This is a genomic window from Veillonella caviae (genome assembly GCF_003992125.1).
Taxonomy (GTDB): domain Bacteria; phylum Bacillota; class Negativicutes; order Veillonellales; family Veillonellaceae; genus Veillonella; species Veillonella caviae.
Map to the genome: position 1 here is coordinate 80,824 of NZ_RQUY01000005.1, position 26,541 is coordinate 107,364.

The following is a 26,541-nucleotide window of genomic DNA, read 5'->3' on the forward strand; positions in this document are numbered from 1 at the left end:
CGGTCTCAATGCCATTTTGGTGTCCACAACTGTCGCATGTATACTGGATAAACCAATTATTCTTCAATGACCTCTACATATATATCGTGGTCTTCTGAAAGTTTTTCTAAAGTTTGTGCCAAAAGAGGATTGCTTTTTTCCTCTTCCCCCATATGTGCCGGATCCCATTGATATTCTCGCTGTACAGTAACAGCATCAATAGGGGTGATTTCTACCATCTCTATTGTAGCAGCTTGCGAATGACCAGCATTATGTTGCCCTTGACTAGATTCGGCTACACCTCCATTAAGTGAGCCGCTATTCGACTTTGGGACAGCTTCTACCTCTACAGTCATGCCGCTATCCATGGGACGATTGATAATTTCCCCATCATCAGTTAACACTTGCGTACCATCGAGACTCATTACAGGCACACCGCCATCATCCTGAGATGTAACAGATTTACTCTGTGTCAGCGGTTTCCCATCAAAGCCTGTAATCGACACATCATCACTAGTACTACTAGACGTTTGATGTTGAACACCGGAACTAGAACTCTTCGGCGTCTGTATACCTCGCGCCGCTAATGCTGCAAGAGCAGCATTCTTAGCACTTTCACGAGCATCAGGACTAATCGAACGATTGTCATCTAACAAATCATCCTCTGTAGGTGGCGGCACATGTTCCGATACAACGGGTGGCAAAACATCTCGTTTAGGCGGCACCGCCTTATTTACTTTGGCGCCACTTGCTTTTTTATAGTCTTGATACACCGTTGTCAGTGCATCCACAACCTCCATATACACGGGGTACCCTAATGCATATTGGAAAGCTGCTGCCATTTCTTTACGGTTTTCATCATTGGTAGCCAAGTTGAGATGTAGTTTATTTTTAAATGCCATAACGGCCTTTTCTCTATCTACATATACGAGTTGACCTTTACCAAGAATAGTGGAATGCATAGAGCGATTACTATCCTTCAAATATTTTATCACAGTCCCTTGAATCGTTCTATATTCCGATGCAGCTACCATAGTGGCTCCAATAGTGGCTACTTGAGCAACACCATTCACTTTTTGTAATGTCCGTCTTGGCCCCGCTTGCACAGGATTAGATGGTGGTGTAAAGCCTCCATTCAACGGTGGAGGTGTCGTGCCAGTACTACTCATCGGCGGTGGCGTAGCACCTCTATTCATTGACGGCGGTATCATGCCATTCCCACTCATCGGCAATGGCATAGTTCCTCTATTCATTGGCATTGGTGTCATACTATCGTCATTCATAGACGGTGTTATTTGGCTTATTGGAGGCACATATTGTGTAGGTACCTCATGAATTGTAACAGATTCATACTCATCCATTGGCGGTGGTACATAATCATCAGCTACGCTATTACTGCGCTGTTGCAACTGATAATTTGGTGAACTTACATGAGGAGGGCCATTTTGTTCCAGCTGTGCCAAGCGAGTTAACACCCCGTCTCGCTCTTTCCGTTCTGCTAATTCTAACGCCGTCAGCCGTTCCTCCACATCGTCGCTGAATTTTGTCATACCTGCACACATTACGAGCAGTCCCATTTCTATGATAGTACGAGGATTATCGACTTGTTTTGCATCGTTCATAATAGACTGCAATCGTTTGATGTACTGATTAATATCACTAAATTCAACACTATCCGCTTGACTTAGGAATTCATGGCGGAAAGAATCATAAATCTTCAGTTCTTCTGCGTCTGGTGCCACTTTAGCAATCAAAAGAGCTCGTAAGTGTTGGATTAAAGCATCCATGATTTGAGCGCCATCCCGACCTTCCCTCAGAGCATCGTGAATATATTTCAATACCGCTGGACCATCGCCATTATGAAGAACTGTTAAAAATTTTATAATCCAATCCTTACTAACTAGACCTATAAGCGCTTCTACTACATCTGATGTAATAGTACCAGTAGCCATACCTACACATTGGTCTAAAATGCTCAATGCATCACGCAAACCTCCATCAGCGTGAACAGCGATGAGGCGAGCTGCATTTTCGTCTATAATAAAACCTTCTTGAGATGCTACATATTGTAAACGTTGGGCAATATCGTCGGATGTAATGCGACGGAATGTATATCGCTGACAACGGGATACAATAGTAACTGGCAATTTCTCAATTTCTGTAGTAGCGAAGATAAACATCACATGCGCTGGCGGTTCTTCAATGGTTTTTAACAATGCATTCCACGCTTCATTAGTAAGCATGTGAGCTTCATCAATGATGAATACCTTTTTACGCCCCTCTACAGGCATGAATTTGACACTTTCACGGAGGGAACGAATTTCATCGATACCGCGGTTTGATGCGGCGTCGATTTCAAGAACATCCATAGATTGCCCGCTCAAAATAGATTTACAAGCAGTACATTCATTGCAAGGATGGTCCGTAGGGCCCTGTTCACAATTAATGGCCCGTGCAAAAATCTTGGCCATACTCGTTTTACCAGTACCTCGAGGACCGGCAAATAAATAGGCATGCGCCACCTTATCCTCCCGAACAGCTCGCATCAATGTATGGCTGACCTGATGCTGTCCCACCACATCGGTAAAGGTTTGGGGCCGATACTTCCGATACAATGCAATATACGCCATGTGAACACCCCCTTTATTATAAAAATGATAATACTTTATTATACCACAAAAGCGGTCACCAGGACCGCTAGAGAATATATGATATTCAATATTTTCAAATCAATTATAAGCCACAAATAAGCTATCGCTATATAAGAAACGAAAAAAATAACACTAGCAAAGCCAGAATATAAGCAATAAAAAAAGCGACCGCTCGGTCGCCTATGCAATACTCGATCACGACAGCCCCCGGGTTCCCCGTGGCACATGAAGGTTACCGCTTAGTGCTGCTACCTCTCAGTCCTGACACGATTCACAGGCCCCCATTGCACGGGCCCGAGAACTGCCATGATCCAATATTGCAATATAATTATTATAGCTAATTTTAAGCATAACGTCTAGTAGAAATATATAGAGTTGCCCTCTATACAAAGTACTCCATATTAGACTAACTACTATAAAGGGCCCTAGTTTCTATATACTACTATTACACAAAAAATATAACATAAAGCCCATCATATACTTTCATCAATTAATAGTGATCTCTAAATGATAAAAAACATACTGTTCCATCAATGACCTCATAAATGAGTCGATGTTCACTAGTAATACGACGAGACCACATGCCTGATAATTCAAACTTTAATGGTTCTGGCTTCCCAATCCCCTCAAAAGGGCTCCTAGATATATCTTTAATCAACAAATTGATACGTTTTAATATTTTCTTATCTTCTTGCTGCCAGGAAATATAATCTTCCCAAGCTTTTTCCGAAAATGTAAACATATCACACCTCAATTAGCTCTCGCTGTAGAGATTTTCCTTCTGCGATTTCTTTACGACTAGCGATAAGTTTTTCTCGTAAATATTGATTATTTAATATGCGTAGAGTCTCTTGAGTACTCTCCCATTCAGCTCGAGATACAACAACGATATCTTCATCTGGGTTTTTATTTACTACCATTAAAGTAGTAAACTCATCATTTACTTTCTTCATATAATCTTTTAAATTACTTCTAAAATTAGAATATACTACGGCTTCCATATCATCACCTCACAATACTAATATAATGCTTAACTATATTATAATGCAGAAAAGGTAATTGTACAATATATTGTACAATTACCTTTTCTGCACAGTAACAAAGCCCATATAGACTGCTATGTGAGCAGCCTACATGGGCTTTTGTGATTTACTTTCTATTTTGCATATTTTTCTTTAAATGCTGCCAATTGCGCCTCTTCTAAGGATAGTCCTTGACCGAGGAATCGTTCTATAGCATTGTGCATTTCTTCATATGCTACTGGTACGACTTTAGTGAATCGGTTCACAAAGTTATTCCAGTTTTCAAGGATGTGACGGCCTTTAGCAGAATTAGTATGTAACACATGTTGTTCAACTAATGCTTTAATTCTAGCAAGGTCATCGTTGTTAGCAGGACGCAATTCTACGAGACCTGTATTGACGTATCTTTCATCACAGTCGAGGATATACGCATAACCACCAGACATACCTGCGCCAAAGTTACGGCCAATTCTGCCCAATACAAGAACTTCGCCACCAGTCATGTATTCACAACCGTGATCGCCAACGCCTTCCACAACAGCAGTAATACCGCTATTACGAACGGCAAAACGTTCACCTGCTACACCATTGATATAGGATTTGCCAGACGTAGCACCGTAGAATGCAACATTGCCAATAAGGATGTTTTCGTCAGCTTCAAAAATAGATTGACGAGGAGGGTACACAGTGATAGTACCACCGGACAAACCTTTACCGAGGTAGTCATTAGCATCCCCTTCTAGTTCTAATGTCATGCCTTTTGGAATGAAAGCACCGAAGGATTGACCTGCCGAACCTTCAAAATTCAATTTAATAGTATTATCTGGAAGTCCGCTTTCACCATATTTACGAGTCACCTCGGAACCTACCAAAGTACCTACAACACGATTAATATTAGTAATAGCCAATTTAGCACGAATCGGTTTTTGTTCTTCAATAGCAGGACGACACATACGCAACAATTTGGACATATCTAATGTGCGTTCTAATTCATGATCTTGCTCGATTTCGTGCATATGACCTACAGAAGCATCCACATATGGATGGAACAATACCCGTTTCAAATCGACACGAGATAGTTTGAAATTATCATCTTGAGATTTTTGACGTACTAAATCGATACGACCTACTAATTCACGAACGGAACGGATACCAAGGCGAGCCATGATTTCACGCAATTCGCGAGCAATGAAAATCATGAGATTTTCTACATATTCAGGTTTACCTGTGAAACGAGCACGCAATTTTTCATCTTGTGTAGCCACACCGTAAGGACAGGTGTTCAAATTACATACACGAGCCATTTTACAACCTACTGCAACGAGTGGCAATGTACCAAAACCAAAGAGTTCAGCACCAAGCATAGCTGCTACAGCAACGTCAAAACCAGTCATCAATTTAGAATCTACTTCTAATTGAACACGGTCACGCAATCTGTTGAGCATCAAGGTTTGATGTGTTTCAGACAACCCCAATTCCCAAGGCACCCCAGCATGTTTTACAGAAGTACGACCTGCCGCACCAGTACCGCCATCATAACCAGAAATCAAAATATTGTCCGCTTTTGCTTTCGCTACACCAGCAGCAATAGTGCCAACACCAGCTTCAGAAGTCAGTTTAACGGAAATACGCGCATCTTTATTGACGCATTTCAAATCGTAAATCAATTCTGCCAAATCTTCGATGGAATAAATATCGTGATGTGGTGGTGGAGAAACGAGTTCTACACCTGGTGTGGAGTGACGAGCCTTACCAATTTCAGGATATACCTTTTTACCTGGTAGTTGTCCACCTTCACCTGGTTTTGCACCTTGCGCACATTTGATTTGCAATTCTTTAGCATGAATGAGATAGTTTGCAGTTACACCGAAACGACCAGATGCAATTTGTTTCACCTCTGAATTCATACTATCCCCATTAGGCAATGGTTTAAAGCGAGCTACGTCCTCGCCACCTTCACCAGAATTCGATGTAGTACCTAACCGATTCATAGCAATAGCAATAGTTTCATGTGCTTCTTTGCTAATAGCACCATAACTCATGGCCCCAGCTTTAAAACGTTTTACGATGGACATTTCGTCTTCTACTTCTTCGATAGGAATACCGCCGCCTACAGGGTAGTTAAGTTCCATTAATGAGCGCAATGTAACATGGTAATCATTGCGAATCATTTTAGAATATTCTTTATATTTTGCGTAATCCCCTTCGATAACGGACTCCTGTAACAAATCGATAGTTTTAGGGTTGAATAAATGTTCTTCCCCATCTTTCACAGGACCATACCAACCACCTGGTTCGAGTACAGTTTCATCAGATTTGAAAGCGCGGTTAAAACGAGCTAACGCTTCTTGTGCTACACCGCCGAGACCAATACCACCAATACGAGTTGGTGTGTTCACAAAGAATTTATTGATAAAGTCAGAATTTAAACCGAGGGCTTCAAAAATCTGAGCCCCATGATAAGAGCGAACAGTGGAAATACCCATTTTGGACATAACCTTCATGATGCCTCCTACAGAAGCTTTAATGTAGTTTTCTTCTGCTTTTTCTGGAGAAATATCGCCAAGTCGTTTGCGGGCTTGTAAATCTTTTACTGTTTCTAATGCCAAATATGGGTTAATAGCTGTTACGCCATAACCAATTAGTGTACAGAAATGATGTACTTCACGAGGCTCACCGGATTCGAGAATCAAGCCGATTTCTGTACGCAATACTTTGCGGATTAAGTGATTATGTACCGCAGCTACTGCCAATAATGCAGGAATTGGCGCATGATTTTCATCTACTCCACGGTCAGATAAAATTAACACATTTTGCTCTGTGCGCGCCGCTTCTTCTGCTTTTTCACACAATTCAGCTAAAGCATCGCGCATACCTTCCGCCCCTTTAGATGGGTCGAAGAGAATCGACAAAGTAACAGATTTCATGCGACGGCAATCTAAAGCTTTGATAGATGCCAATTCTTGATTAGTAAGGATTGGAGTACGCATGGACAACGCATAAGTACCTGCTTTATTAGGATCTGTTAAATTACCAGAATTACCAAGCATTACACGAGTTGATGTAACCATCGATTCGCGAATAGAGTCGATTGGAGGATTCGTTACTTGTGCAAACATTTGCTTAAAGTAGTTATATAACAATTGTGGCTTTTCCGACAAAATTGCCAATGGAGCATCCGCTCCCATAGCACCAACAGGATCTTTGCCGTCTTTTGCCATCGGTACAATCATACGTACCAAATCTTCTTGAGTATAACCAAAAGCTTGTTGTTCTTTAAGTAAATCTTCTACAACTGGTACATCGCTTTCATCAGCCTGAGAAATCTCGGACAAATGGATAACGTGTTCTTTCACCCATTCAGAGTAAGGCAATTCGGTAGCAACCCGTTGTTTAATTTCTTCGTCGGAAATAATGCGCTGCTCTGCTGTATCGATGAGAAGCATTTTGCCTGGTTCCAAACGTCCTTTTGCGCGGATATGTTCTGCATCTTCGTTTACAACACCTACCTCAGATGCCATGATGACACGGTCATCAGTAGTCACATAATAACGAGCAGGACGCAAGCCATTTCTATCGAGCACACCACCGATAACAGTACCGTCAGTGAACCCCATTGCTGCAGGACCATCCCAAGGTTCCATCATAAAACTGTTAAACTCATAGAAATCGTGTTTTTCTTTGCTCATCAAATTATTGCGTTCCCAAGGTTCAGGAATCATCATCATAATTGCATGAGGCAAAGAACGACCTGTCATATGCAAAAATTCCAATGTATTATCAAACATAGCCGAGTCAGAACCGCTGTCATCAACTACAGGGAATACTTTTTTAATATCTGGGAACAATGGAGATTCTGCTTTACCTTCACGAGCATTAATCCAGTTTACATTACCGCGAATAGTATTGATTTCACCATTGTGTACGAGGAATCGGTTAGGATGCGCCCGAGCCCAGCTTGGGAATGTATTTGTACTGAAACGAGAGTGCACCATCGCCAAAGCAGAAGTAAAATCAAGATCACTTAAATCGAGATAAAAATCGCGTAATTGACCTGGTGTCAACATCCCTTTGTAAACGATAGTTTTAGAAGATAAGGAAGCAATATAGAAATCGCTAGATAATTCTTTGCTCAATGGGACAATGCGTTTTTCTGCTAGTTTACGGATGATGTATAATTTGCGCTCAAACTCTTTGTTATTCGTAACATCTGGACCTTTGCCAATGAGAATTTGAATCATCCAAGGGCGGATTGCAGCCGCTTCGTGGCCCACTTTCGTGCCATCTACTGGCACTTCACGCCAACCGAGAACAACTTGACCTTCTTCGCGTACCACTTCTTCAAAAATGCGTTTTTGTTCATTACGAAGGCTTTCATATTTGTGCGCAAAAATCATACCTACCCCATATTCACCAGCAGGTGGTAAATTAATGCCCAATACTTCGCATTCTCGTTTGAAAAATTCATGTGGAATTTGCACCAAAATACCAGCACCGTCACCAGTATCTTTATCGGCACCAGCACCACCACGGTGCTCTAAACGTTCTAAAATGCGCAAGCCATCATCGATAATGTCATGGGATTTTTTACCTTTAATATTTACTACAAACCCCATACCGCAGGCATCTTTTTCAAATTGGCTACTATACATGCCATTCGCTTCGAGTCTCGCCTGATCTAAACGCTGCTGTTCAATAACGCTCTGTTTCGTCTCCATAGCTCTTGCACTCCTTATCATATCACTTGATGTTCCACAAAACGCGGCGGCATCGTTCCGTACTGGTTTTGTGAAAGCTCATTATACTTGTAAGTTCATAGAATTCTAAGATTAATTTCTCATAAATATTAAAATTCTATAGAATTTTGTCTATACACAGTATACCAAAGTCCACTGTAAAATGATAATATAAAAACCGCAACCTAAATTGCGTTCAAAGCATAACGCCATGCGTATTTTGTATACATAAATATATTTCCCTTAAAACTAAGTCTTTTAATTTCTTATAATCCGTACCTTATGCCCTATAAACTGCACCTTAGGGCAAAAAAAACTACAAAAAAGAAGACCTGTTTTCACAAGTCTTCTTTTATAAATTTCACAGATTATCCGAAGATTTCCGCCAATTTAGCATCATCAATAATGGTGCCTACATAGAAATCACTGAAGATACCAAATCGTGCACTGGCTTCTTCAAAACGCATATCGTAAACGATCTTTTTAAATTGAATATCATCATTACTAAAAATGGTAACACCCCATTCCCAATCATCTAAGCCAACACCGCCCGTAGTGTACTCAGATAACACTTCAAGATATGGTCGGCCCGTCATACCATGAGCACGCATAAAGGCACCACGTTCCTCTTGAGACAACATGAACCAATTATCATTGCCTTCCCGTTTTTTGCTCATATTATAGAAGCAAATATATTTATCTTTAGGCACCGATGGATAGAGTTTTGCCTCTACCTCTGGGGTATCTAATTTTGCTTTTACATAGGCACTCACTTCTGTTACAGATGTATACGAATAAGTTTGTACCAACACAGATGCAATAGCAAGACGGCGGAATTTGCGCTCCCAATTTGCCAACTCCTCTAAAGATGGCACCAAAATCCACAGCAATAAATCACCTTTATAACCATTTACATCATAGAATGCATAGCTACCCTTTTTAGCTTGATGCATCGACTCTAATTCTGCAAGATAGGATTTCAACTCATTACGAGCTGCTTCCTTTTCATCATTACTAAAACAATTCCATGCACTAAAATCCATAGAAAATACCATATGTTGACTATGCCAACCTTCTACTGTAGGGATTGCTTTACCCATTTGTATCACTCCTTATCTATATATAAAACATCAAATAACTATCTAAATAAGTAACTAATTAGCCAATCAACCAACTAATTGACTAAATAACTAATCAATTAACTGTAGAACAATACAGCGCATCATGCCCCTACAACACTATCAATTATTTTCAACCAATTGTGCTACTAGCGCTTTTGCTTGTTTTACACCATCAGGAATACCGATACCATCGAAAGGTGTACCGATAAGATATAGGTTTGGATAGTTCTCCTTTACATGATCTCGCACTTTTTTTATAGCACTGCGATGTCCCACATTATACTGCGGCATACAGTGAATAAGGCGATTGATTTTCACCCACTCTGGATTAGCAGAAAACTTCATAATTCGCTGAATTTCTGTAACAGCCAATTGTGAAAGTTCCTCATCACTATATCGTTCCACTACATCATTACCAGGTTTACCAATAAAGACTCGCAATACAATTTTATCACTCGGTGTTGTTTGTGGCCACTTTTGATTTAATATAGTGCACGCCGTCAACGGTGTATCTGTCTTGCGTGTAATCAAAAGACCAGAGCCTTGTAATTCGCCATCAAAAGTAGATTTATCAAAACACATGATAGCAATGGCGCAGCTCGATTGTTCCATGTTGCGCAAGTTGTCGAATACCGCATCATGACAGAACCAATCCACATAAGTTGCAGGTGGTGTAGTGATAATGAGTTTGTCAGTTTTTTCTACCCTGCCTTGCACTATCAATTCATACTGTTCATCGCTGTAATTGATGTGAGAAACCAATGCATTTGTATGAATCGCCACATTACTCGGCATTTGGGCAACAATAGCATCAATGACGCTTTCAAGTCCACCTGTTAATTGGCGGAACATACCGGATTGAGCTGCTGTACCTTTCCGTTCAAACTCTTTATCTTTAACAGCATCTTTCCCAGCTCGCGGCATGTCACCTTCGTTAGCTATCCCTTGGGCCCCTTGGTTAACGCCAGCTTTTTTATGACTCTTTTTAGCAGCCATCATGCCTTTCACCATATTACCATATTTTTGTTCTACTTGAATGAAATGAGGGAATGTGGATAGCAAACTAATCTTATATATATCGCCACCATAAATGCCTGCTAATAGTGGTTCAATCAATTTATCCATCATTTCTTGACCCAAATGGTATGTAAAAAAATGACCGATAGACACATCACCATTTACATCTAAAGGGTATGGTTTCTTAAAATAATCTAATCCAGCACGCAATTTGCCCGCAACAGAAATAAGCGTAGCTTTCACAAAGGGCATCATTTCTGTAGGAACACCCATGATAGACCCGCCCGGAATTGGATGAATAGTACCACGGTCATACACATAGGCCTGTCCTGTTTCATTGGATACCAGTGTATCACCAAGGCCAAGGTCCATAATAAGATCCGTCATTTCAATTTTACGACCCAAATAGGAATCTGGACCTAATTCTACGACGAATTCGCCAACTCGTTGAGTCTGAATTTTACCACCACAACGAGGCGCTTGTTCGTACACATGGATATGCCAATCTGGTTTAGCACGACCTAAATAATAAGCAGCTGAAAGTCCTGTTAGGCCTCCGCCAACAATTGTTACCTTCACATTTCTAACCTTTCCGTTATGGCACTCGCCATAGCTTGCATAAATATTAGATTTCCATTCGGCATCGGTGCGCGATTATACACAGCGCCACCGGCCTCAACGAGTTTACGACATTCTACATCATTATCATACAGCACTTCTACATGATCGCTAACAAATCCAAAAGGCACAAAAATAATACGTTTAGTACCTTCTCGGAGGGATTCATTAATCATAGATTCTACAGAGGGACCTAACCAACCATCGCGAGGTGGAGCACTTTGAAATGCTAGTTTCCAATTTCCAATCCCCGCTTTGCCTGAAATACGATGAGCAGCTTCTATAATTGAGTTTTTATAATTTCCCATCCTATGTTCCGGAACACTGTGTGCAGAATATACAAATAAACCATCACCTTCGCCTATATAAGGGGCTACAGCATCACACCAATACGAAAGAAAAGATGGTTGTTCCCACCACTCCTTAATATATTCTACTGTTATCTTTGGGTAGTTGGCTAGCAGACTATCTAATTTACGTTCATAAGCGCCCGTACCTGCGGTGGAATAAAATGGAGATGTAACAATTCCTATGATATGTGTATAACCTTGTTCAGATATGATTTTCAACGCTGTTTCCATACTATTAGAAATATGTAAATAAGCTGCATATACAGGTATGTTTAACAAATCTTGTAACACAAATTTTTGATGTTCCACCATAGTTTGTAGTGTTAGACTATCCCACTGGTGTATAGCATCATATCTTTGCCTAAGCACTGCTACATCTCGCTCCGTCGGTATTCGTCCACCACGAATGCTAGTCATATAAGACACCAAATCCTCCGGTGTTCTAGGAGTGCCAAAGGACAAGAGTAATACTGCTGTATTATTCATCAGCAGTCCCTTCTCGAGCCCATAACTGACGACTCTTATCATGAACATAATCCGTTAACCAATGCAATTTTTCTGGATCTACTTCTGGGAATACACCATGACCTAGGTTAAATATATGTTTTCCGTGATGTACACCATCCATTAAAATTGTATCTACTTGAGCGGATATAGTTTTCGTATCTGCTAATAGGTACGCCGGGTCAAGATTACCTTGCACCGTTTGAGTAACGCCACGAGAGGCTGCGTCTCTTAAAGAGCTTCGCCAATCGAGAGCTACTACATCGAGGGGCAGTTTTGCCCAGGAAGTTACTAAATGATCAGTACCTACACCATTCATAGCTAATGGCACTGTTGGAAATCTTGCTTTCACAGTGGAAATGATACGTTCCATGTGAGGGAAAATAAATATATCATATTGATTACGATTCACAGCGCCCACCCAAGAATCAAAAATCTGCAATGCGTTAGCACCAGATTCAGCCTGCATGGATAAATATTCGATAGACATGGTCGCCAGCTTTTCCATCAAAGCATGCCATACATGAGGTTCACTGACCATAAGACCTCGCGTTTTATTGTAATTTTTCGTTGGTCCCCCTTCAATAAGATACGATGCGACAGTAAAAGGAGCACCACAGAAGCCGATAAGAGGTACCTTGAGAACCTCAGTGGTGAGCAATTGAATCGTCTTAGCAATGTATTCCACCTTAGTAGGGTCAAACGCATGTAATCGTTCTACATCTGATAAACGCTGAATTGGCGTGTCAAATACAGGTCCTACACCAGGTTTAATGTCTACATTAACACCGATAGACACCATAGGACTCATAATATCCTTGTACAAAATAGCCGCATCAACACCATATTCCTTAACAGGCAATTCTGTCACCTGCGCACACAATTCCGGTTGCTTCGTAATTTCAAACAAGGTGTATTTTTCTTTGATTTTTCTATATGCTGCTTGGCTACGACCTGCTTGTCGCATATACCACACAGGGGTTACGCCAGGCTGTTTGCCTCGAATCATATCTAAATAAGCAGTATTCATGATGCCACCCCTTTCTTATTGTTTATTTATCATATGTATGTTGAAAGTTCCTACATACACAAGACTTATTGAATAATGAACATTAGACCTATGATAATACATGGGTATCAACGCCATTAATAGCTTGTGCCATATAATATACTTGTTGCTGACATGTAAATAGCCAAATTTGTTGGTTATTACCTAATTCAGCTAAAAGTTCTAATGCGCTCTTTTGACGATCTTCGTCAAATCTAACCAAAATGTCGTCTAAAATAATTGGTATCGCATCAACTTGATGAGAAAACACTGTGGCTAATGCTAATCTCAATGCAAGGTACACTTGATCTGCTAAACCGCTAGACCAACGATTCATTTCTAGTCGCCCACCTTTTGTGTCTAGCAAAGCTAAACCCGCGTCAAGCCCCCACATATCAAGTGTATAGGCCCCATTGGTAAGACGTTGAATATAATTAGAAGACAATTCTAACATTTTAGGCTGCGACTCTGCCTCATAGGATTGCTGAGCTTTGTCCATACAATGACCAATCAACGCTTGTGTAGCCCAGTCTTCTAAAGCCTCTTCTAGTTCTGTTTCCAGCTCTTGACGTTCTTGAATCGCTAAACGCTGTTCCTCATCAGAACCGAGAGCGCGCATAGCCTCAACAGTTTGACCTCGTTTCTCATATAATGTTGCCAATAACTCTTGACGAGATGCAATTTCTCGTTCTCCGTGAGCTTGTTCTTCTATCCACTGTTCTTTATTGCCTTCTCGCAAACGTCGGTAAAACAAATCGCGATTTTCCCCATCGGGAGCGAGCAAATCAAGCTGTACTTGGCTTTGTTTGTAAATAGTTTCCCATTGTTTGTACTGGTTTTCATCGATAAGACGCTGACGATATTCATTGGCACCGCCAATACCAGCCTGCTCTAACAATGCTTTTTGTTCTAAAAGAAGTTCTTTTTCCTTCCTATGCCAATTATCATACTCTAACCGACAACTCTTACGCTGTGATTCTTTTTGCTCCCAACGAATAAATTGTTGTTGAAAGTTCTTATATTGATTATATACCCGTTTCAACTCTGTAGGCGATACAGGATTATCTATCCCCAAGTTATGCCACAATGTTACCGCTTGATCTTCAATGAGTCGCAATGATTCTCGATGAACATCTAATCGTTTTTCATACCCTTCAATGATGCGCAATTGTTCATAATACTGATCATATTCCTGCTTCATGCTAAAGAAATCATCATCACCAAGACTCTTAGCAGCCCCTTTCGGAAGCCACTCTTGCCATTCAGCTAGGGCTGCATCGTAATTGGATTGTAACACCTTGCCTTCATCATTATATTGTTGCAATCGAGCAACTTGTTCAATATTAGGAATATCCGTAGGTACCAATGGTGCATCTTGGCGATTCACAAGTTGTGCATGACGTTGTTCAAGTCGGCTCAATTCTTTTTCTAACCGCGCCGTATCAGTGCGACCTTGATGGCGCACATGCCAGCCATACCAAAACAAAATGAGCCCAGTAATGAGCAGTATAATACCACCCATACTATATAAAGAAGACTCAAATATGATGAGCCCACTGAGCATCATTAGCACCGCTACAACGGCGCCGACACCACCTATACGCTGAACCCATATAGGCCACACAGCTGGTGTAGTACTTTCTTCTAAAGCAATTTGTATATCTTCAATATCTGACAAAACAGCAGCGATTTCATTATCCAACCACTCACTACGAGATTCTGTACCACCCTCGTTAACAATAGTAGTCGATGACAAATCAGGGGTATGCTCCTGCCAATACAACAATTGTTCCTTCGCAGTGCGTAATTTTTTTGATAAACGCTCTCCTTCAAACCAATTTACATCATCTGGAACATCCTCATCACTGCGCCACGCCGATTGTAAACTTTTAGAAAAATCTAGCTGTTCTCGCACTTTATCGATATAAGCCTGTCCTTCTTCACATTCACGACGCAATTGTTCCCACTGCGTCACTTGTTGCATGAATGTTTCTAAATCTTGACCATAGATTGTAAACGGACTTTGGGGATCAAAATTCTCTGGTTTTAATGCTTCTTCTTTATCCAGCCACAACTGCATATGTTGGCGCGCTTCTTTTAACCCTTCATCAATGCCTAAAAAGGCTTCTTTATTAAGTGTGTTATGAGCCATAAATTGTTGCATATGTTTTCGCGCTTCTTCACCACGACAGAATGTATCCCAAGCGCGCAGCACCATATGGACGCTATCACGATAATCTTGCCATTCACGAATTTGATCTTGCAACTCTTGTTCAGTCTGCTCAGAGCTATGATAAGCTTGCTGTAATTCTACATATTGGGCTTCATGTTCTACCAAGTGGCTGAGTCGCTGTTTATTATCTGCTAGTTTTTCTAGCAACACATTGATGCGCCGTTTACCAGTAGCAGAACCGACTAATAAATCATTAGCATTTTTTTCTACATTTTTAACGATGGAACCTAGCTGTTCACCACCTTCGGCGCCAAAGAAACGAGACCTCACATCTACCTCGTTGAGCACATCTACACCTTGTAAATCTTCCAAAGTTAATGCAAAGATGCGGTTGTACGTTTTTTTATCTAGCCCATGCCACCACAATTGACTTGGTTCTTCTGAAATGCGCGGTTCTCCATAAGTATAAAAATCTAATTGCTTTTGGTGGCGTCCTAAATAATAAACTTTGCCATCTTTCTCTACATTCATAGCACCATCTACAGTGCCGTATTTTTTATGTTTACCACCAAACAAAATAGAACGCATACCTTCCAGTAAAGAGGTTTTGCCGCTTTCATTAGCACCATACACAACCTGTACACCTTGCGCTCCTGCAGTAAATGTCCAATTTTTATAGGGACCGTACTCATTAAATCGTATATCTTTAATGTTCATCATGAGCCCCCATCAACATCGTAACACCTTCCATTTCACTGCGTTCCATAACGCGAAGTAACAGTTCATCGGTAAGCAAATCTGCATATGCCCCTAATCGTTTTGCCTCTGGCCTATCCAGTAAAATTTGACGTACCGTAGATACATCGGTAATAGCACTATCATAAGCACGCAAATAATCGCCTACCATATCGGATAATAATCGTCGCTCTCCTAAATTCACAGAAGGTCGTGTTTTATCGATGATTTTATAAGGCATGACAAACACAGATTTACTCTTTTCTTCATCTTGTAATGATTTCAACCATAAATTACGTACTCCTTCATCCATTGCCAATGCATGCATAGGCCCAGTGCCAATCAGTTGAACAGATAATAATATAGGTTTTTTATATTGCTTACGTAAGATATTCTTTTTAATACTCAACACTTCTAACAGTTCAGATTCTTTTTGAATCCCTGTAATATCTAACTTGATTTCTTCAAATCGAATAGCGCTAGTTTCAACAAACTCTAATTCACAATGGCCATTATGAGATACTTTCACCATATAACAGCCCTTAGATCCACACTCCTTGCGATGTAATCCCTGCGGATTCCCTGCATAGACAATCATAGGATCATTACCGAGCACCTGTGATTTATGAATATGCCCTAATGCCCAATAGTCCATAGCGCCTTGTATCATATCCGATACATTACAAGGTCCCGTCACATTATCTACATCCGCATCTTGGCTAGAACCGACTGTGCCATGCATAACTGCAATGGAAAACTCATCTCGTTCAAAGGCTTTGTATTGAACGGCAAAATTCGTATGTTCATTGCCATGACCACAACTAATGCCATAAACGCCACCAATTTCAATATTGTTAACCATCAATGGGAACCGCTGTACTTGAGCATGAGTAAACACATGCACATTACTAGGCATATCGAGCTGTGCGCGCCAACTTTCAGCAGGATCGTGATTGCCTTGCACCATGTACACAGGAATGCGGGCCTCTTGCAATTGATACATAGCACGCACAAAACGAACCTGTGCCTCTAAATTATGATCTTCACTATTATAAACGTCACCACTAATAATGAAAGCTTGAACGCGCTCGCGAACAGCCATATCTACAATACGTTGAAATGCCACATACGTAGACTCCGCTACAGTGCGATCCACAGTGCGACTCATTCCCATAACATATTGAAAAGGAGCTCCTAAATGGAGATCTCCACAATGTATAAAACGAAAAGGTTGCATCATGTCTCCTTTCGTAGTTAATAAAATTCTAATACTTAATTATACTATACAATTCTAGTATTAATACAGAATGTAGCCATCTTTCTATTATTTTCTATCCAATTTTATCTTATACGCACATTTTGTTAACTGTATGCATTTTTAAGTTGACAATCATCCCACAGTGGTCTACAATGACATTGTCAAATATTATTATTTCATTAGTTAACAATACAGGGGGCTATGATGGCACTTCCTCAAGAACAACGCGAAACTCATGTGGGTTCCTATGAAAAGATTTTAACAATTGCAAATCGTATTTTACAAGGCGGTTCTATTACTAAAGAAGAAGCAATAGAATTAATTCATACATCTGATGAAGATACTATGATTTTGCTAGCAATGGCAGATAAAATCAAACAACACTATAACGATAACACCGTAGACGTTTGCGCCATTGTAAATGCCCGTTCTGGTAAATGCCCAGAAAACTGTAAATTCTGTGCTCAATCGGCACATCACAACACAGGTGTCCAAGAATATCCTTTCATGGAAGACGAAGAAATATTAAATGCTGCGCGCAAAGCAAAAGAAGCAGGCGCCATTCGTTTCTCCATCGTCACTAGCGGTCGCAATACCACAAATCCAAACGAATTCGAACAAATTTTACGCGTCCTCAAGCGCATCCATGATGAAGTAGGTCTCGAAATTTGTTGTTCTCTTGGTCTCCTCACCTATGACCAAGCCATCAAATTAAAAGAAGTAGGCGTTACAAGATATCATTCCAATATCGAAACAGCACCGAGCCACTTCCCAGACATTTGCTCCACCCACTCTTATGAGGATAAAATGAGCACCATCGGCAATGCGAAAAAAGCAGGTATTCGCGTATGTTCTGGCGGAATTTTAGGCCTTAACGAAACATTGGAACAACGCGTAGAAATGGCATTTGAATTAAAACGTCTTAACATTGATTCTGTACCTCTCAACATTTTAAATCCTATTAAAGGTACTCCATTTGAAGATAACAAAGCATTGAAACCATTAGAAATTTTGCGCACTTTCGCTGTGTTCCGCTTTATTTTACCTAATGCGTTAATTCGTACCGCTGGCGGTCGCGAAGTCAATTTACGAGATCTCCAAGCGTATGCGTTAACAGGTGGACTCAATGGTATCATGGTAGGTGGTTACCTCACTACCGGTGGTCGTTCCCCATTAGATGATTTACAAATGATCGATGATCTATCCTTAACACTCAACACTGTGCAACTGTAAAAAATTTTATAAATTTTATGTAGATTGATAAATTATAATGATAAAATAATGATATATCAATTTCTAAACTGACTGTAACCCATTTTATGAGGTTTACATATATTTACACATATAAAAGGAACAAGCCCTATCTACTAATTATCTAGATAGGGCTTATCCCCTTTATAGCTCATTCAGAATTAATTAATAAATAACGAATCAACTTATTACTTCACATTATATTCACACCTAATTCTTATAATGACACTATCAGATGATATATAGAGATAACAATTCCCTAGTTATCTGCATGTATTTATCTCCCGACAAGTAATACTAACCCCAAACCTACTACTTGTTTAAATACATAGGTCATTTGATGTTAATACTAACACTCCCCTTACATAAAAAAGGACTCGAATCGAGTCCTTTTTTTCATTATTGTACTAAAGAGTATCTAGGATTAATACTTTTGTCCTATCAGCCAACATCTACGATTTCTTTTCCAAACCGAAATCAGATGGCACATTAGAAACTACCGTAATCTCCTCATTACCATTGTATGGCACAAATTGCAGCGCGTAGGCGTGCAAAGCTTGTCTTGTATATGGTTTTTCTCGTTTTCCATACATAGCATCACCTATGATAGGGTGATCTATGTGCGCCATATGAACTCGAATTTGATGAGTTCGACCGGTGAGCAATCGAAATTCTAGCTCCGTATATGATTGATTAGTACCCATGTTCGGAGCAACCACATCGCCATCATCACTAATTCCATCTACAGTATAATCTGTCATATGACCTGCAGAAGCATTATGGCTGACCATATTAGTAGGCTTATGACCATGATGAACAACATGATATTCTGTAATCGCTTCTTGTCCAAATTCATCAATACAGCGGCGATTATCGAATACAGGATCTACGCCGATAGGTGTATGTATAACACCATCATCAGTAATCGTTCCATCTACATAGCCACGATAAATTCGATGAATGAGCCCTGCTTGTAATTGTTCAGAATAATATTGTTGTGCTTCACGGGTTTTACCAAATAAAACACAGCCCGATGTATCCCGATCAAGTCGGTGCACAGGACGAATTTTATGAACTTCACCACGTTTAGCATAATGACCTGCTACAAGATTACTCAATGTATGTTTCATCGTTTGCCCTGTAGGATGTACCAGCATAAATGGTGGCTTCTCTACTACCAGCGTATACTTATCTTCGTAAAGGACCGTTAGCGGTCCTTTTTCTACGTCTACCCCATATTCCTTATCTTGAGGCAGTTGAACAGTAATGACATCCCCTTTTTTGAGTACTCTCTTAGAATGCGCTACACGACTGTTTACTTTCACCCTTTTCTTTCGAAATAGCAATTGTAAATTACGTGATGACAGGGAAAATCGCTCTTTTACATAAGCCGACACAGTGAGTTCCGTAGGCTCTTTTACAGTATATGTTTTCCAGCTCATATTACCACCACTCGTTAATATATGTGTTCTGTTTAGGATACACCATATCTAAATACGTAATCCAATCTTGCTCGCCTTGTAATTTACCTTCAAAAGCTAAATCACTAGCACACATAGCGCCCATAAGTAATATACTAAGGCCTCCAATATCGATAGTGAGTTCTACGATTTCATCGGTACTTTCACCAAGATAAGAAACAGATGGCGTTACACCGCCACCAATAGTAACGGCAAACACACCATGATTCCACGAGCAGAGTTTGTCAATAACACGGATATTAATAGTTATGGGCATCATCGCTGCATCAGGATTAATAGGAATCGCTTCAATAGCAGTTTTCACATCTACTACGCGAGCCATCATATACGGCATGGTAGCATGTCCAGCTTTACCATCTGGATGGAATCGGTAGCCCGTATCATGCAAACCTTCGTTCCATCGGATACTTGCCCCTTGAGAGCGGTGATTATAGAAATAGTTGAGCAATGCTTGTTGAGCTCGACGCGTAGTATACACCATTTCTGTAACAGGAATTTCAGGTGCCCCTAAGCGGTACACAGCGTACCCTTCGATGATATTATCATCATTTTTAACAGTTGCCACATGAACACCTTCAGCGAAGAAACTGCTAAGCAATCGTTTCCAATCCTTTTCACCGCGCTCTGCATAGCCACAAAGATTCTTAGTATATGCTCGGTATACAGGATCTAATAGAGTCCATTGTTCTACATCATTCACCAATCCGAAAGACAATGTTTTATCGGCAAGAGGCCGCAAGTCTTCTAAACTCATAGTCTGTACCCATTGATGAGCATACAAATCCCAACCGTATTGCTGATAAAAGCCTGCTTTAGAAGGCATCAAAATAGTGATGGCTTGACCTCGATGACGCAATTCTTCTAATGACGATGTTAACAACGCACCACCAACACCACCACGACGGGCTGCGGGATGAGTAGCAACGCCTACCATGTAACTTGTAGGCAATACAGCGCCACGAACGTTAAGATTATATTGTCGCAAATGAACAGTAGATAGCAATTGACCTTCTTGAATACCTACTACTGTATTGTCTGGTTCATAACAGTTGCTAAAATAATATTGAAAAAATGGATCTTCCTTTGGTTCAAAACAGTACGCCCATAATGCTTCTACTTGTGGCGTATCCTGTGGTGTAGCAATTCTAAATTCCATAATATCTCCTCTTTGGTAACATGTAGTTTCAATTTATAAATAGTAATTCTAATATAGTAGAGCCATAATTCTAGTATAGTAGAACATCAACTCCGATATAGCGAAGTAATAGCTAATTCGGCAAGAAGAGTAGTTCTATTTAGAAAAAAAGAGCAGTGCTCATGCACTACTCTTTGACAACTTATTTACCGCCTGTAGCATTATCTGCTTCATTGGCGTACACAGCGTCGTATTTTTCCGCAAAATGATCTGGATTGTATGATTCTTTGGCTTGACGCAATCCAGGAAGCCCCATGTCTTCTTCACGATTGATAAACAAGGTATCAGCAAATTCATGGCGTATAAATTCATTGTTAATAGCTTGGTACAAACCGCGAATATCGGGATTTGCTTTTTCGATGTGAATGAGGGCGGTTTTTTCGTTTAATAATTCTCCAATACTAAACGCCTCAACGCGACCAAATAATTTAATAGCACCGCCTTTGAGGCCTAACGCATCCCAATTATCAAATAATAAATTGATAGCTACCAATTCATCTTCAATGCCCTCTTCATGATGTGTTTCCACCCAAGATGCAGCGGTTTCACGGCACAATGGGATGATATCATCTGTAATTGGCACATATTCATAATTAGAATATTGCATGCGGAATTGATTGAGATGATTTTTCTTTTGACGGAATTTTTTACCTGACAAATTGATTAAATCTTCTGTTTTATAAATGTACTCGTAATTGTCACGATCTGTGGTGAAAGTATAGCGACCAGGACACAATTCTTCCATCCGGTCTTTCACGATAGCACTAATACCTTTGAAGCGAAACGGTAAATTATTCTCTACGAACCATTCCTTAGCACGCAACAAACCATCTAAGAACTTTGCATCTTTCCCCGCAAATGGAGGCAACAAAAAAGGTTCACGTTTGCCGCCACCTTGAATGTACAATACGCCTTTTTCCTCAGCCCAACGAATTCCATATGGATCTTGCCACATAAACAATGTTGTAAAGCAGTTATCCGATGCTTCGTAGTGATGTTGACTGAAATATTTATCGATTAATGGTTTATCTTCTAATTCAAAACGTTTAAATTCTAAAATAGGAATCTCCTCCTTTATTGTACTGTTACGGATTGACCTAACTCAAAAGTCCCTTTTGTGGTAATTACTTTTTCCCCTTCATTGAGACCATTCATAATGGAAATAACGCCATCTTGAGTATCACCAGTTTCTACAACCCGTACATCGACGGTATTATTACTAGTCAATACATACACAAATTTGCCGTCAGCATTTTCACGCACCGCCTCACTAGGAATAACGAGCATCTTTGCTTGAGCACTAGATTCAATGGTCAATCCATAAAACTCACCAGCCTTGATAAGATTCTTCTCATTATTAAAAGTAGCTTTTACAAGCACACTAGGCACCGTATCCGGTTGAGTCGTATCTACATAGGTAAGCTCGCCAGGTATGTCTGTATCGTTCACATGTAACAATACCTTAATAGTCGGCTTAGCCTCAGGCGTAGCCAATTTCATCGCCGCGTCACGAGGGATACTAAGGGACGCCACCATCGGTGTATGTTGTTGAATAAGCATAAATGGTCGTTCTGCAATAGCCATTTGGCGATCTTCGTTATAAATCGCCGTTACCACACCATTCATAGGCGCCGTAATAGTGGATGCTGCAATTTGTGCACTTACCTGTGCAATCTGTGCCTCAATGGTTGCCACTGCAGCACCATTATATCCACCACCGCCACCAGAGGTCACCACTTGTGGACGGGATCTCTCCAATATGCGATTATATTCTTTTTCTGTAATATTACCAGCTTCGCGCATTTGACGAGCTCTTTCAAGCTGTGCACTGTCTACCACCGCTGGGGTCGTGGATGTCACCTCTGGCGTATAGCTTTGTGCTTGGCTCAACTGACCTTGCAAAGATGCTAATTGCTGTTGCAATGCTGACGTATCAATAGTGGCCACCACTTGACCTTGCGATACCGTATCGCCTACTTTCACAGCATATACAACAGGACCTGTTACCGTGGTAGTAATAGTTGCCTTATTAAGAGCTGTTACATTGGCATCATTATGAATCTGCAACGGCATATCCTTATAGGTTACATCTACCACCGATACCGTAGACGTACCACACCCAGCAACAATCCCTATAACAAGGATCAGAATCGCCACCACAGAACAGAGTCGTAGTTTTTTCATACTTTCACCCTAACTTTTATTAATCATATTGATTTTTATCAATACCTTAGTATATCACAAATACCATTAGTTTTCGATGATTTCTGTGAAAGAGTGTAAAGTTTGCTATAATAAATGATATATAATTCAAGATATACTCAATAATCAGGAGGTTCATATGGAAGAACGTATGGATTTTAGAATCTTAAATAATGGCAGTTTTATCCCATCTATCGGTTTTGGTACATACAAAGCCGGCACCGATACAGAAACAGAACAAGTCGTGGTAAACGCGCTGCAATCAGGGTATCGTTTACTCGACACAGCAAGGATGTATAATAACGAAGAAGCCATTGGGCGCGGCATGGCACAATCAGGTATACATCGTGCAGATATTATTTTAACCACCAAAATTTGGCACACCGATGCCGGCTACGATAACACCATGCGCGCTGTAGAAAGTTCCCTAAAAAAATTAAATACTAACTATATCGATATTCTGCTCGTCCACCAACCTATTGGAGACTATTATGGTTCTTGGCGTGCTATGGAAGAATTATACGACCAAAACGTATTACGCGCCATAGGCACATCTAATTTCTACGAAGATCGATTGGTCGATTTAATCCACCACGCTCGTGTAAAACCGGCGGTAAATCAAGTAGAATGTCACCCATTTAACCAACGAAAAACATTGTGGCAAGTAATGCGCCAATACCAAGTGGTAGGCATGGCGTGGTCTCCATTTACAAGAGACCGCCAACCTGTATTTGACCATCCAATCATCAAGAGCCTCGCCGAAAAATACGGCAAAACAAAACACCAAATCATCTTGCGCTGGCATATCCAACGAGGATTTATTCCGTTGCCAAAAGCAAGTACATTAGAACATATGCAATCGAATTTTGACGTATTTGATTTTAAATTAACAAACATAGACATGGATGTAATGGAGCTTCTCGATGAACGGTCATTTTTAGAAAACCACCATACCGCAGCAGGTATCGAACGACTGTTGTCCATCAAATAAATCGTACACCTAGTGTGTTTATATTATATATTCTGAACGATAATCATATATATAATAGTCCCTGCAGCAATGGATACCAGCATATTTCGTTTCCATAGATGGAGGCCTACGGTAACGAGGAATGCTATCAATTCTGGTATGCCATAAGGATAGGTAAGGACAGTAGTTTCTTTAAAAGTATAGACCACTAACATTCCCATAACGGATGCAGGTAAAGCCTTGCCTAAAAATAAAACAAAAGGCGGTGCCGTTTTCCCTGGTGGAAATATGAGGAATGATACAAATCGTGTAAATAATGTACCAATCGCCACGATAGCAACGGTAATAACCATCTCCCAATTACTCAAGGTGCACACCTCCCCATTTATAAGCAATATAACATGCCACAAGCATAAATGTCATAGACAGTAGCATAAACGTAGATTTACCGAAGATGATAAGCATAAAAATAGCAACTATAGCGCCTACCACACCAAAGATACGAATCGTATGACTCCTAGCATTTAGCAGCATGTCTAAAAATATAACGATAAACAATCCAGGCAAAACGAAGTCGATGCCACGCAAATCATAATTAGCTAATAAATTACCAAATAAACCACCCATAAACGTGCTAAATGCCCAAAATGCATAATTTAACCAAGCTACGTGAAAATAGAACCATTTTTCATCTACATCATCGGGCAATTTCGTAGTCGCATTGATGGCGAAGCTTTCATCACACATCCAAGCAACTGTAGGATACCATTTCCATCCCATATTCACGTATTTTGAAAGCATGGACAAGCCATAGAAAACATGGCGCCCGTTCACAAACAACGTCAACATCAACGCCGTTATAGGATCAAACCCAGCCAGCAACATGCCAATAGTAACAAATTCCATAGATCCTGCAAAAATAGTCATCGCCATCACCGGCGGTACCCACCACGAAAACCCTTGACTAGTGGCGTACAGACCAAACCCGAGACCTATGAAAAAGAAACTGACTCCTACTGGAAGCATGATAGGGAATGCATAACTGAACGCATGACGTCCTTTATGTGATTGTTCTGATATGACTGATGAGTTAGACATAGCGCACCTCTCTTTGGTTTAGACACCCATACTCCATAACTTCAAGCTATGGAAAAGCTATCTATTTTTGTAATATACAACAACCTACCATTATGATAGGATATATTCCATAGTAATTAGTTGTTATTAAAATATAATGTATAGATAACACGTGGTGGTGTAGCTTTCACAATCATACCCATCAGTTTGGAATATCCATCGGCAACCCACATAGCGTGTTATAGAAAGGGAGATACTATGAAATTAAGAAAATTAATTGCCCCATTATTAGTTGGCGTTTTGGCATTTGCCATTGCTGGTTGTGGCAGCGATAGTAAGACAGCGACGGATACACCGACGGAGATTAAAATTGGTGCTACTGCAGGTCCTCATGCACAGGTAGCAGAAGCAGTTGCCAAGGAGGCGCAAAAACAGGGTATCAATTTAAAAGTAGTTGAGTTTTCCGATTATGTAACGCCCGATAAAGCGTTAGCAGATGAAGATATTCAATTAAATGCGTATCAACATGTACCATTTATGGAGAATTTCAACAAACAAAACGGTTCTAATCTCGTAGCTATCGGTAAAACAATTCTAATGCCAATGGGTTTATACAGCAATGCTGTACATAGTGCTCAAGATGTACCAGAAGGTGCTATTGTCGCTATTCCTAATGATCCAACAAATGGCGGTCGCGGTTTAGCATTGCTTGCTAAAGCAGGCCTCATCACATTGCGTGATGGTGTAGGTTTTAAAGCGACCATAGCAGACATTACATCAAATCCGAAAAACCTTCAAATTCAAGAGTTAGAAGCTGCCCAATTACCACGTAGTCTAGACGATGTAGCTGTAGCAGTCATTCCTATGAACTACGTACAAAGTGCCGGTCTCAATGTAGAAAAACAAGGTTTCTTCTTAGAACCTAAAGACGAGCCATTAGCAGTGATGATTCTAGCTGTACGAGAACAAGATAAAGACAACGAAACATACAAAAAAATCGCTCAAATTTACCAATCTGAAGCAATTAAAAAATTTATTGACGAAACATTCAAAGGCACTATTACATCTGCCAATTAATAGAAGGGGCTGTAACAAAATGAACATTTTTGTTCATTTTGTTCTCAGTCCCTTTTCACTGCATAAAACCTAGCCC

Annotated in this window: 19 protein-coding genes and 1 other RNA gene; 3 read left to right on the forward strand and 17 right to left on the reverse strand. The window is 40.3% G+C overall.

The window, feature by feature from the left end:
• Nucleotides 1–56: 56 nt before the first annotated feature.
• The 11 genes from dnaX to EO120_RS03165 all read right to left on the reverse strand — a co-directional run bounded on the left by dnaX (nucleotide 57) and on the right by EO120_RS03165 (nucleotide 17,194).
• Complete coding sequence (gene dnaX, locus EO120_RS03115) at nucleotides 57–2,609, reverse strand: DNA polymerase III subunit gamma/tau (protein WP_127134045.1); 2,553 nt, start codon at nucleotides 2,607–2,609, stop codon at nucleotides 57–59.
• Nucleotides 2,610–2,831: 222 nt separating this feature from the next.
• An RNA gene (gene ffs / locus EO120_RS03120) (signal recognition particle sRNA small type) lies at nucleotides 2,832–2,931 on the reverse strand.
• Between the two features lie 189 nt (nucleotides 2,932–3,120).
• On the reverse strand, nucleotides 3,121–3,372 hold the full coding sequence (locus EO120_RS03125; RefSeq protein WP_127134046.1) for a Txe/YoeB family addiction module toxin: 252 nt from the start codon (nucleotides 3,370–3,372) through the stop codon (nucleotides 3,121–3,123).
• A gap of 1 nt (nucleotide 3,373) precedes the next feature.
• On the reverse strand, nucleotides 3,374–3,631 hold the full coding sequence (locus tag EO120_RS03130) for a type II toxin-antitoxin system Phd/YefM family antitoxin (protein ID WP_127134047.1): 258 nt from the start codon (nucleotides 3,629–3,631) through the stop codon (nucleotides 3,374–3,376).
• 155 nt (nucleotides 3,632–3,786) lie between these two features.
• Nucleotides 3,787–8,370, reverse strand: coding sequence for a glutamate synthase large subunit (gene gltB / locus EO120_RS03135; RefSeq protein ID WP_127134048.1), 4,584 nt, complete (start codon nucleotides 8,368–8,370; stop codon nucleotides 3,787–3,789).
• A gap of 386 nt (nucleotides 8,371–8,756) precedes the next feature.
• Nucleotides 8,757–9,488: a hydrogen peroxide-dependent heme synthase gene (gene hemQ, locus EO120_RS03140; RefSeq protein WP_127134049.1), complete on the reverse strand. Its 732-nt coding sequence runs from the start codon at nucleotides 9,486–9,488 to the stop codon at nucleotides 8,757–8,759.
• 141 nt (nucleotides 9,489–9,629) lie between these two features.
• Nucleotides 9,630–11,105, reverse strand: coding sequence for a protoporphyrinogen oxidase (hemG, locus tag EO120_RS03145; protein WP_127134050.1), 1,476 nt, complete (start codon nucleotides 11,103–11,105; stop codon nucleotides 9,630–9,632).
• Nucleotides 11,102–11,980, reverse strand: coding sequence for a ferrochelatase (hemH, locus tag EO120_RS03150; protein ID WP_241234863.1), 879 nt, complete (start codon nucleotides 11,978–11,980; stop codon nucleotides 11,102–11,104). The genes hemG and hemH overlap by 4 nt, the downstream gene beginning before the upstream one ends.
• The gene (gene hemE / locus EO120_RS03155) at nucleotides 11,973–13,028 is read right to left on the reverse strand and encodes a uroporphyrinogen decarboxylase (protein WP_127134052.1); all 1,056 of its coding nucleotides are present in this window, start codon (nucleotides 13,026–13,028) and stop codon (nucleotides 11,973–11,975) included. Before hemE ends, hemH begins: the two co-directional genes overlap by 8 nt.
• A gap of 88 nt (nucleotides 13,029–13,116) precedes the next feature.
• Entirely contained in the window at nucleotides 13,117–15,936 is a 2,820-nt protein-coding gene (locus EO120_RS03160) for an AAA family ATPase (RefSeq protein ID WP_127134067.1), read from the reverse strand.
• Nucleotides 15,926–17,194: a metallophosphoesterase family protein gene (locus EO120_RS03165; RefSeq protein WP_241234865.1), complete on the reverse strand. Its 1,269-nt coding sequence runs from the start codon at nucleotides 17,192–17,194 to the stop codon at nucleotides 15,926–15,928. Before EO120_RS03165 ends, EO120_RS03160 begins: the two co-directional genes overlap by 11 nt.
• 222 nt (nucleotides 17,195–17,416) lie before the next feature.
• Here EO120_RS03165 and bioB point away from each other — a divergent pair, with 222 nt between their 5' ends.
• Nucleotides 17,417–18,445, forward strand: coding sequence for a biotin synthase BioB (bioB, locus tag EO120_RS03170; RefSeq protein ID WP_127134053.1), 1,029 nt, complete (start codon nucleotides 17,417–17,419; stop codon nucleotides 18,443–18,445).
• A gap of 470 nt (nucleotides 18,446–18,915) precedes the next feature.
• On the opposite strand, the gene EO120_RS03175 is transcribed toward bioB, so the two are convergent.
• The 4 genes from EO120_RS03175 to EO120_RS03190 form a co-directional block, all read right to left on the reverse strand.
• A complete protein-coding gene (locus tag EO120_RS03175; RefSeq protein ID WP_127134054.1) occupies nucleotides 18,916–19,905 on the reverse strand; it encodes an RluA family pseudouridine synthase in 990 nt (329 codons plus the stop codon).
• A 1-nt stretch (nucleotide 19,906) separates the two neighbouring features.
• The gene (locus EO120_RS03180; protein WP_127134055.1) at nucleotides 19,907–21,100 is read right to left on the reverse strand and encodes a GNAT family N-acetyltransferase; all 1,194 of its coding nucleotides are present in this window, start codon (nucleotides 21,098–21,100) and stop codon (nucleotides 19,907–19,909) included.
• A gap of 181 nt (nucleotides 21,101–21,281) precedes the next feature.
• On the reverse strand, nucleotides 21,282–22,199 hold the full coding sequence (locus EO120_RS03185; RefSeq protein ID WP_206512465.1) for a DUF2156 domain-containing protein: 918 nt from the start codon (nucleotides 22,197–22,199) through the stop codon (nucleotides 21,282–21,284).
• A 14-nt stretch (nucleotides 22,200–22,213) separates the two neighbouring features.
• Nucleotides 22,214–23,323: an efflux RND transporter periplasmic adaptor subunit gene (locus EO120_RS03190; protein WP_127134057.1), complete on the reverse strand. Its 1,110-nt coding sequence runs from the start codon at nucleotides 23,321–23,323 to the stop codon at nucleotides 22,214–22,216.
• A gap of 157 nt (nucleotides 23,324–23,480) precedes the next feature.
• Here EO120_RS03190 and EO120_RS03195 point away from each other — a divergent pair, with 157 nt between their 5' ends.
• The gene (locus EO120_RS03195; protein ID WP_127134058.1) at nucleotides 23,481–24,332 is read left to right on the forward strand and encodes an aldo/keto reductase; all 852 of its coding nucleotides are present in this window, start codon (nucleotides 23,481–23,483) and stop codon (nucleotides 24,330–24,332) included.
• A 23-nt stretch (nucleotides 24,333–24,355) separates the two neighbouring features.
• Here the strand turns inward: EO120_RS03195 and EO120_RS03200 are convergent, their stop codons facing one another.
• Together EO120_RS03200 and EO120_RS03205 are read right to left on the reverse strand one after the other, a co-directional pair.
• Nucleotides 24,356–24,679, reverse strand: a complete 324-nt coding sequence (locus EO120_RS03200) for a branched-chain amino acid transporter permease (protein WP_127134059.1) — start codon at nucleotides 24,677–24,679, stop codon at nucleotides 24,356–24,358.
• On the reverse strand, nucleotides 24,672–25,337 hold the full coding sequence (locus EO120_RS03205; protein WP_127134068.1) for an AzlC family ABC transporter permease: 666 nt from the start codon (nucleotides 25,335–25,337) through the stop codon (nucleotides 24,672–24,674). Before EO120_RS03205 ends, EO120_RS03200 begins: the two co-directional genes overlap by 8 nt.
• A gap of 309 nt (nucleotides 25,338–25,646) precedes the next feature.
• Between EO120_RS03205 and EO120_RS03210 the strand changes: the two genes are divergently transcribed.
• Complete coding sequence (locus EO120_RS03210; protein ID WP_127134060.1) at nucleotides 25,647–26,465, forward strand: MetQ/NlpA family ABC transporter substrate-binding protein; 819 nt, start codon at nucleotides 25,647–25,649, stop codon at nucleotides 26,463–26,465.
• The last annotated feature ends 76 nt before the right edge of the window (nucleotides 26,466–26,541 follow it).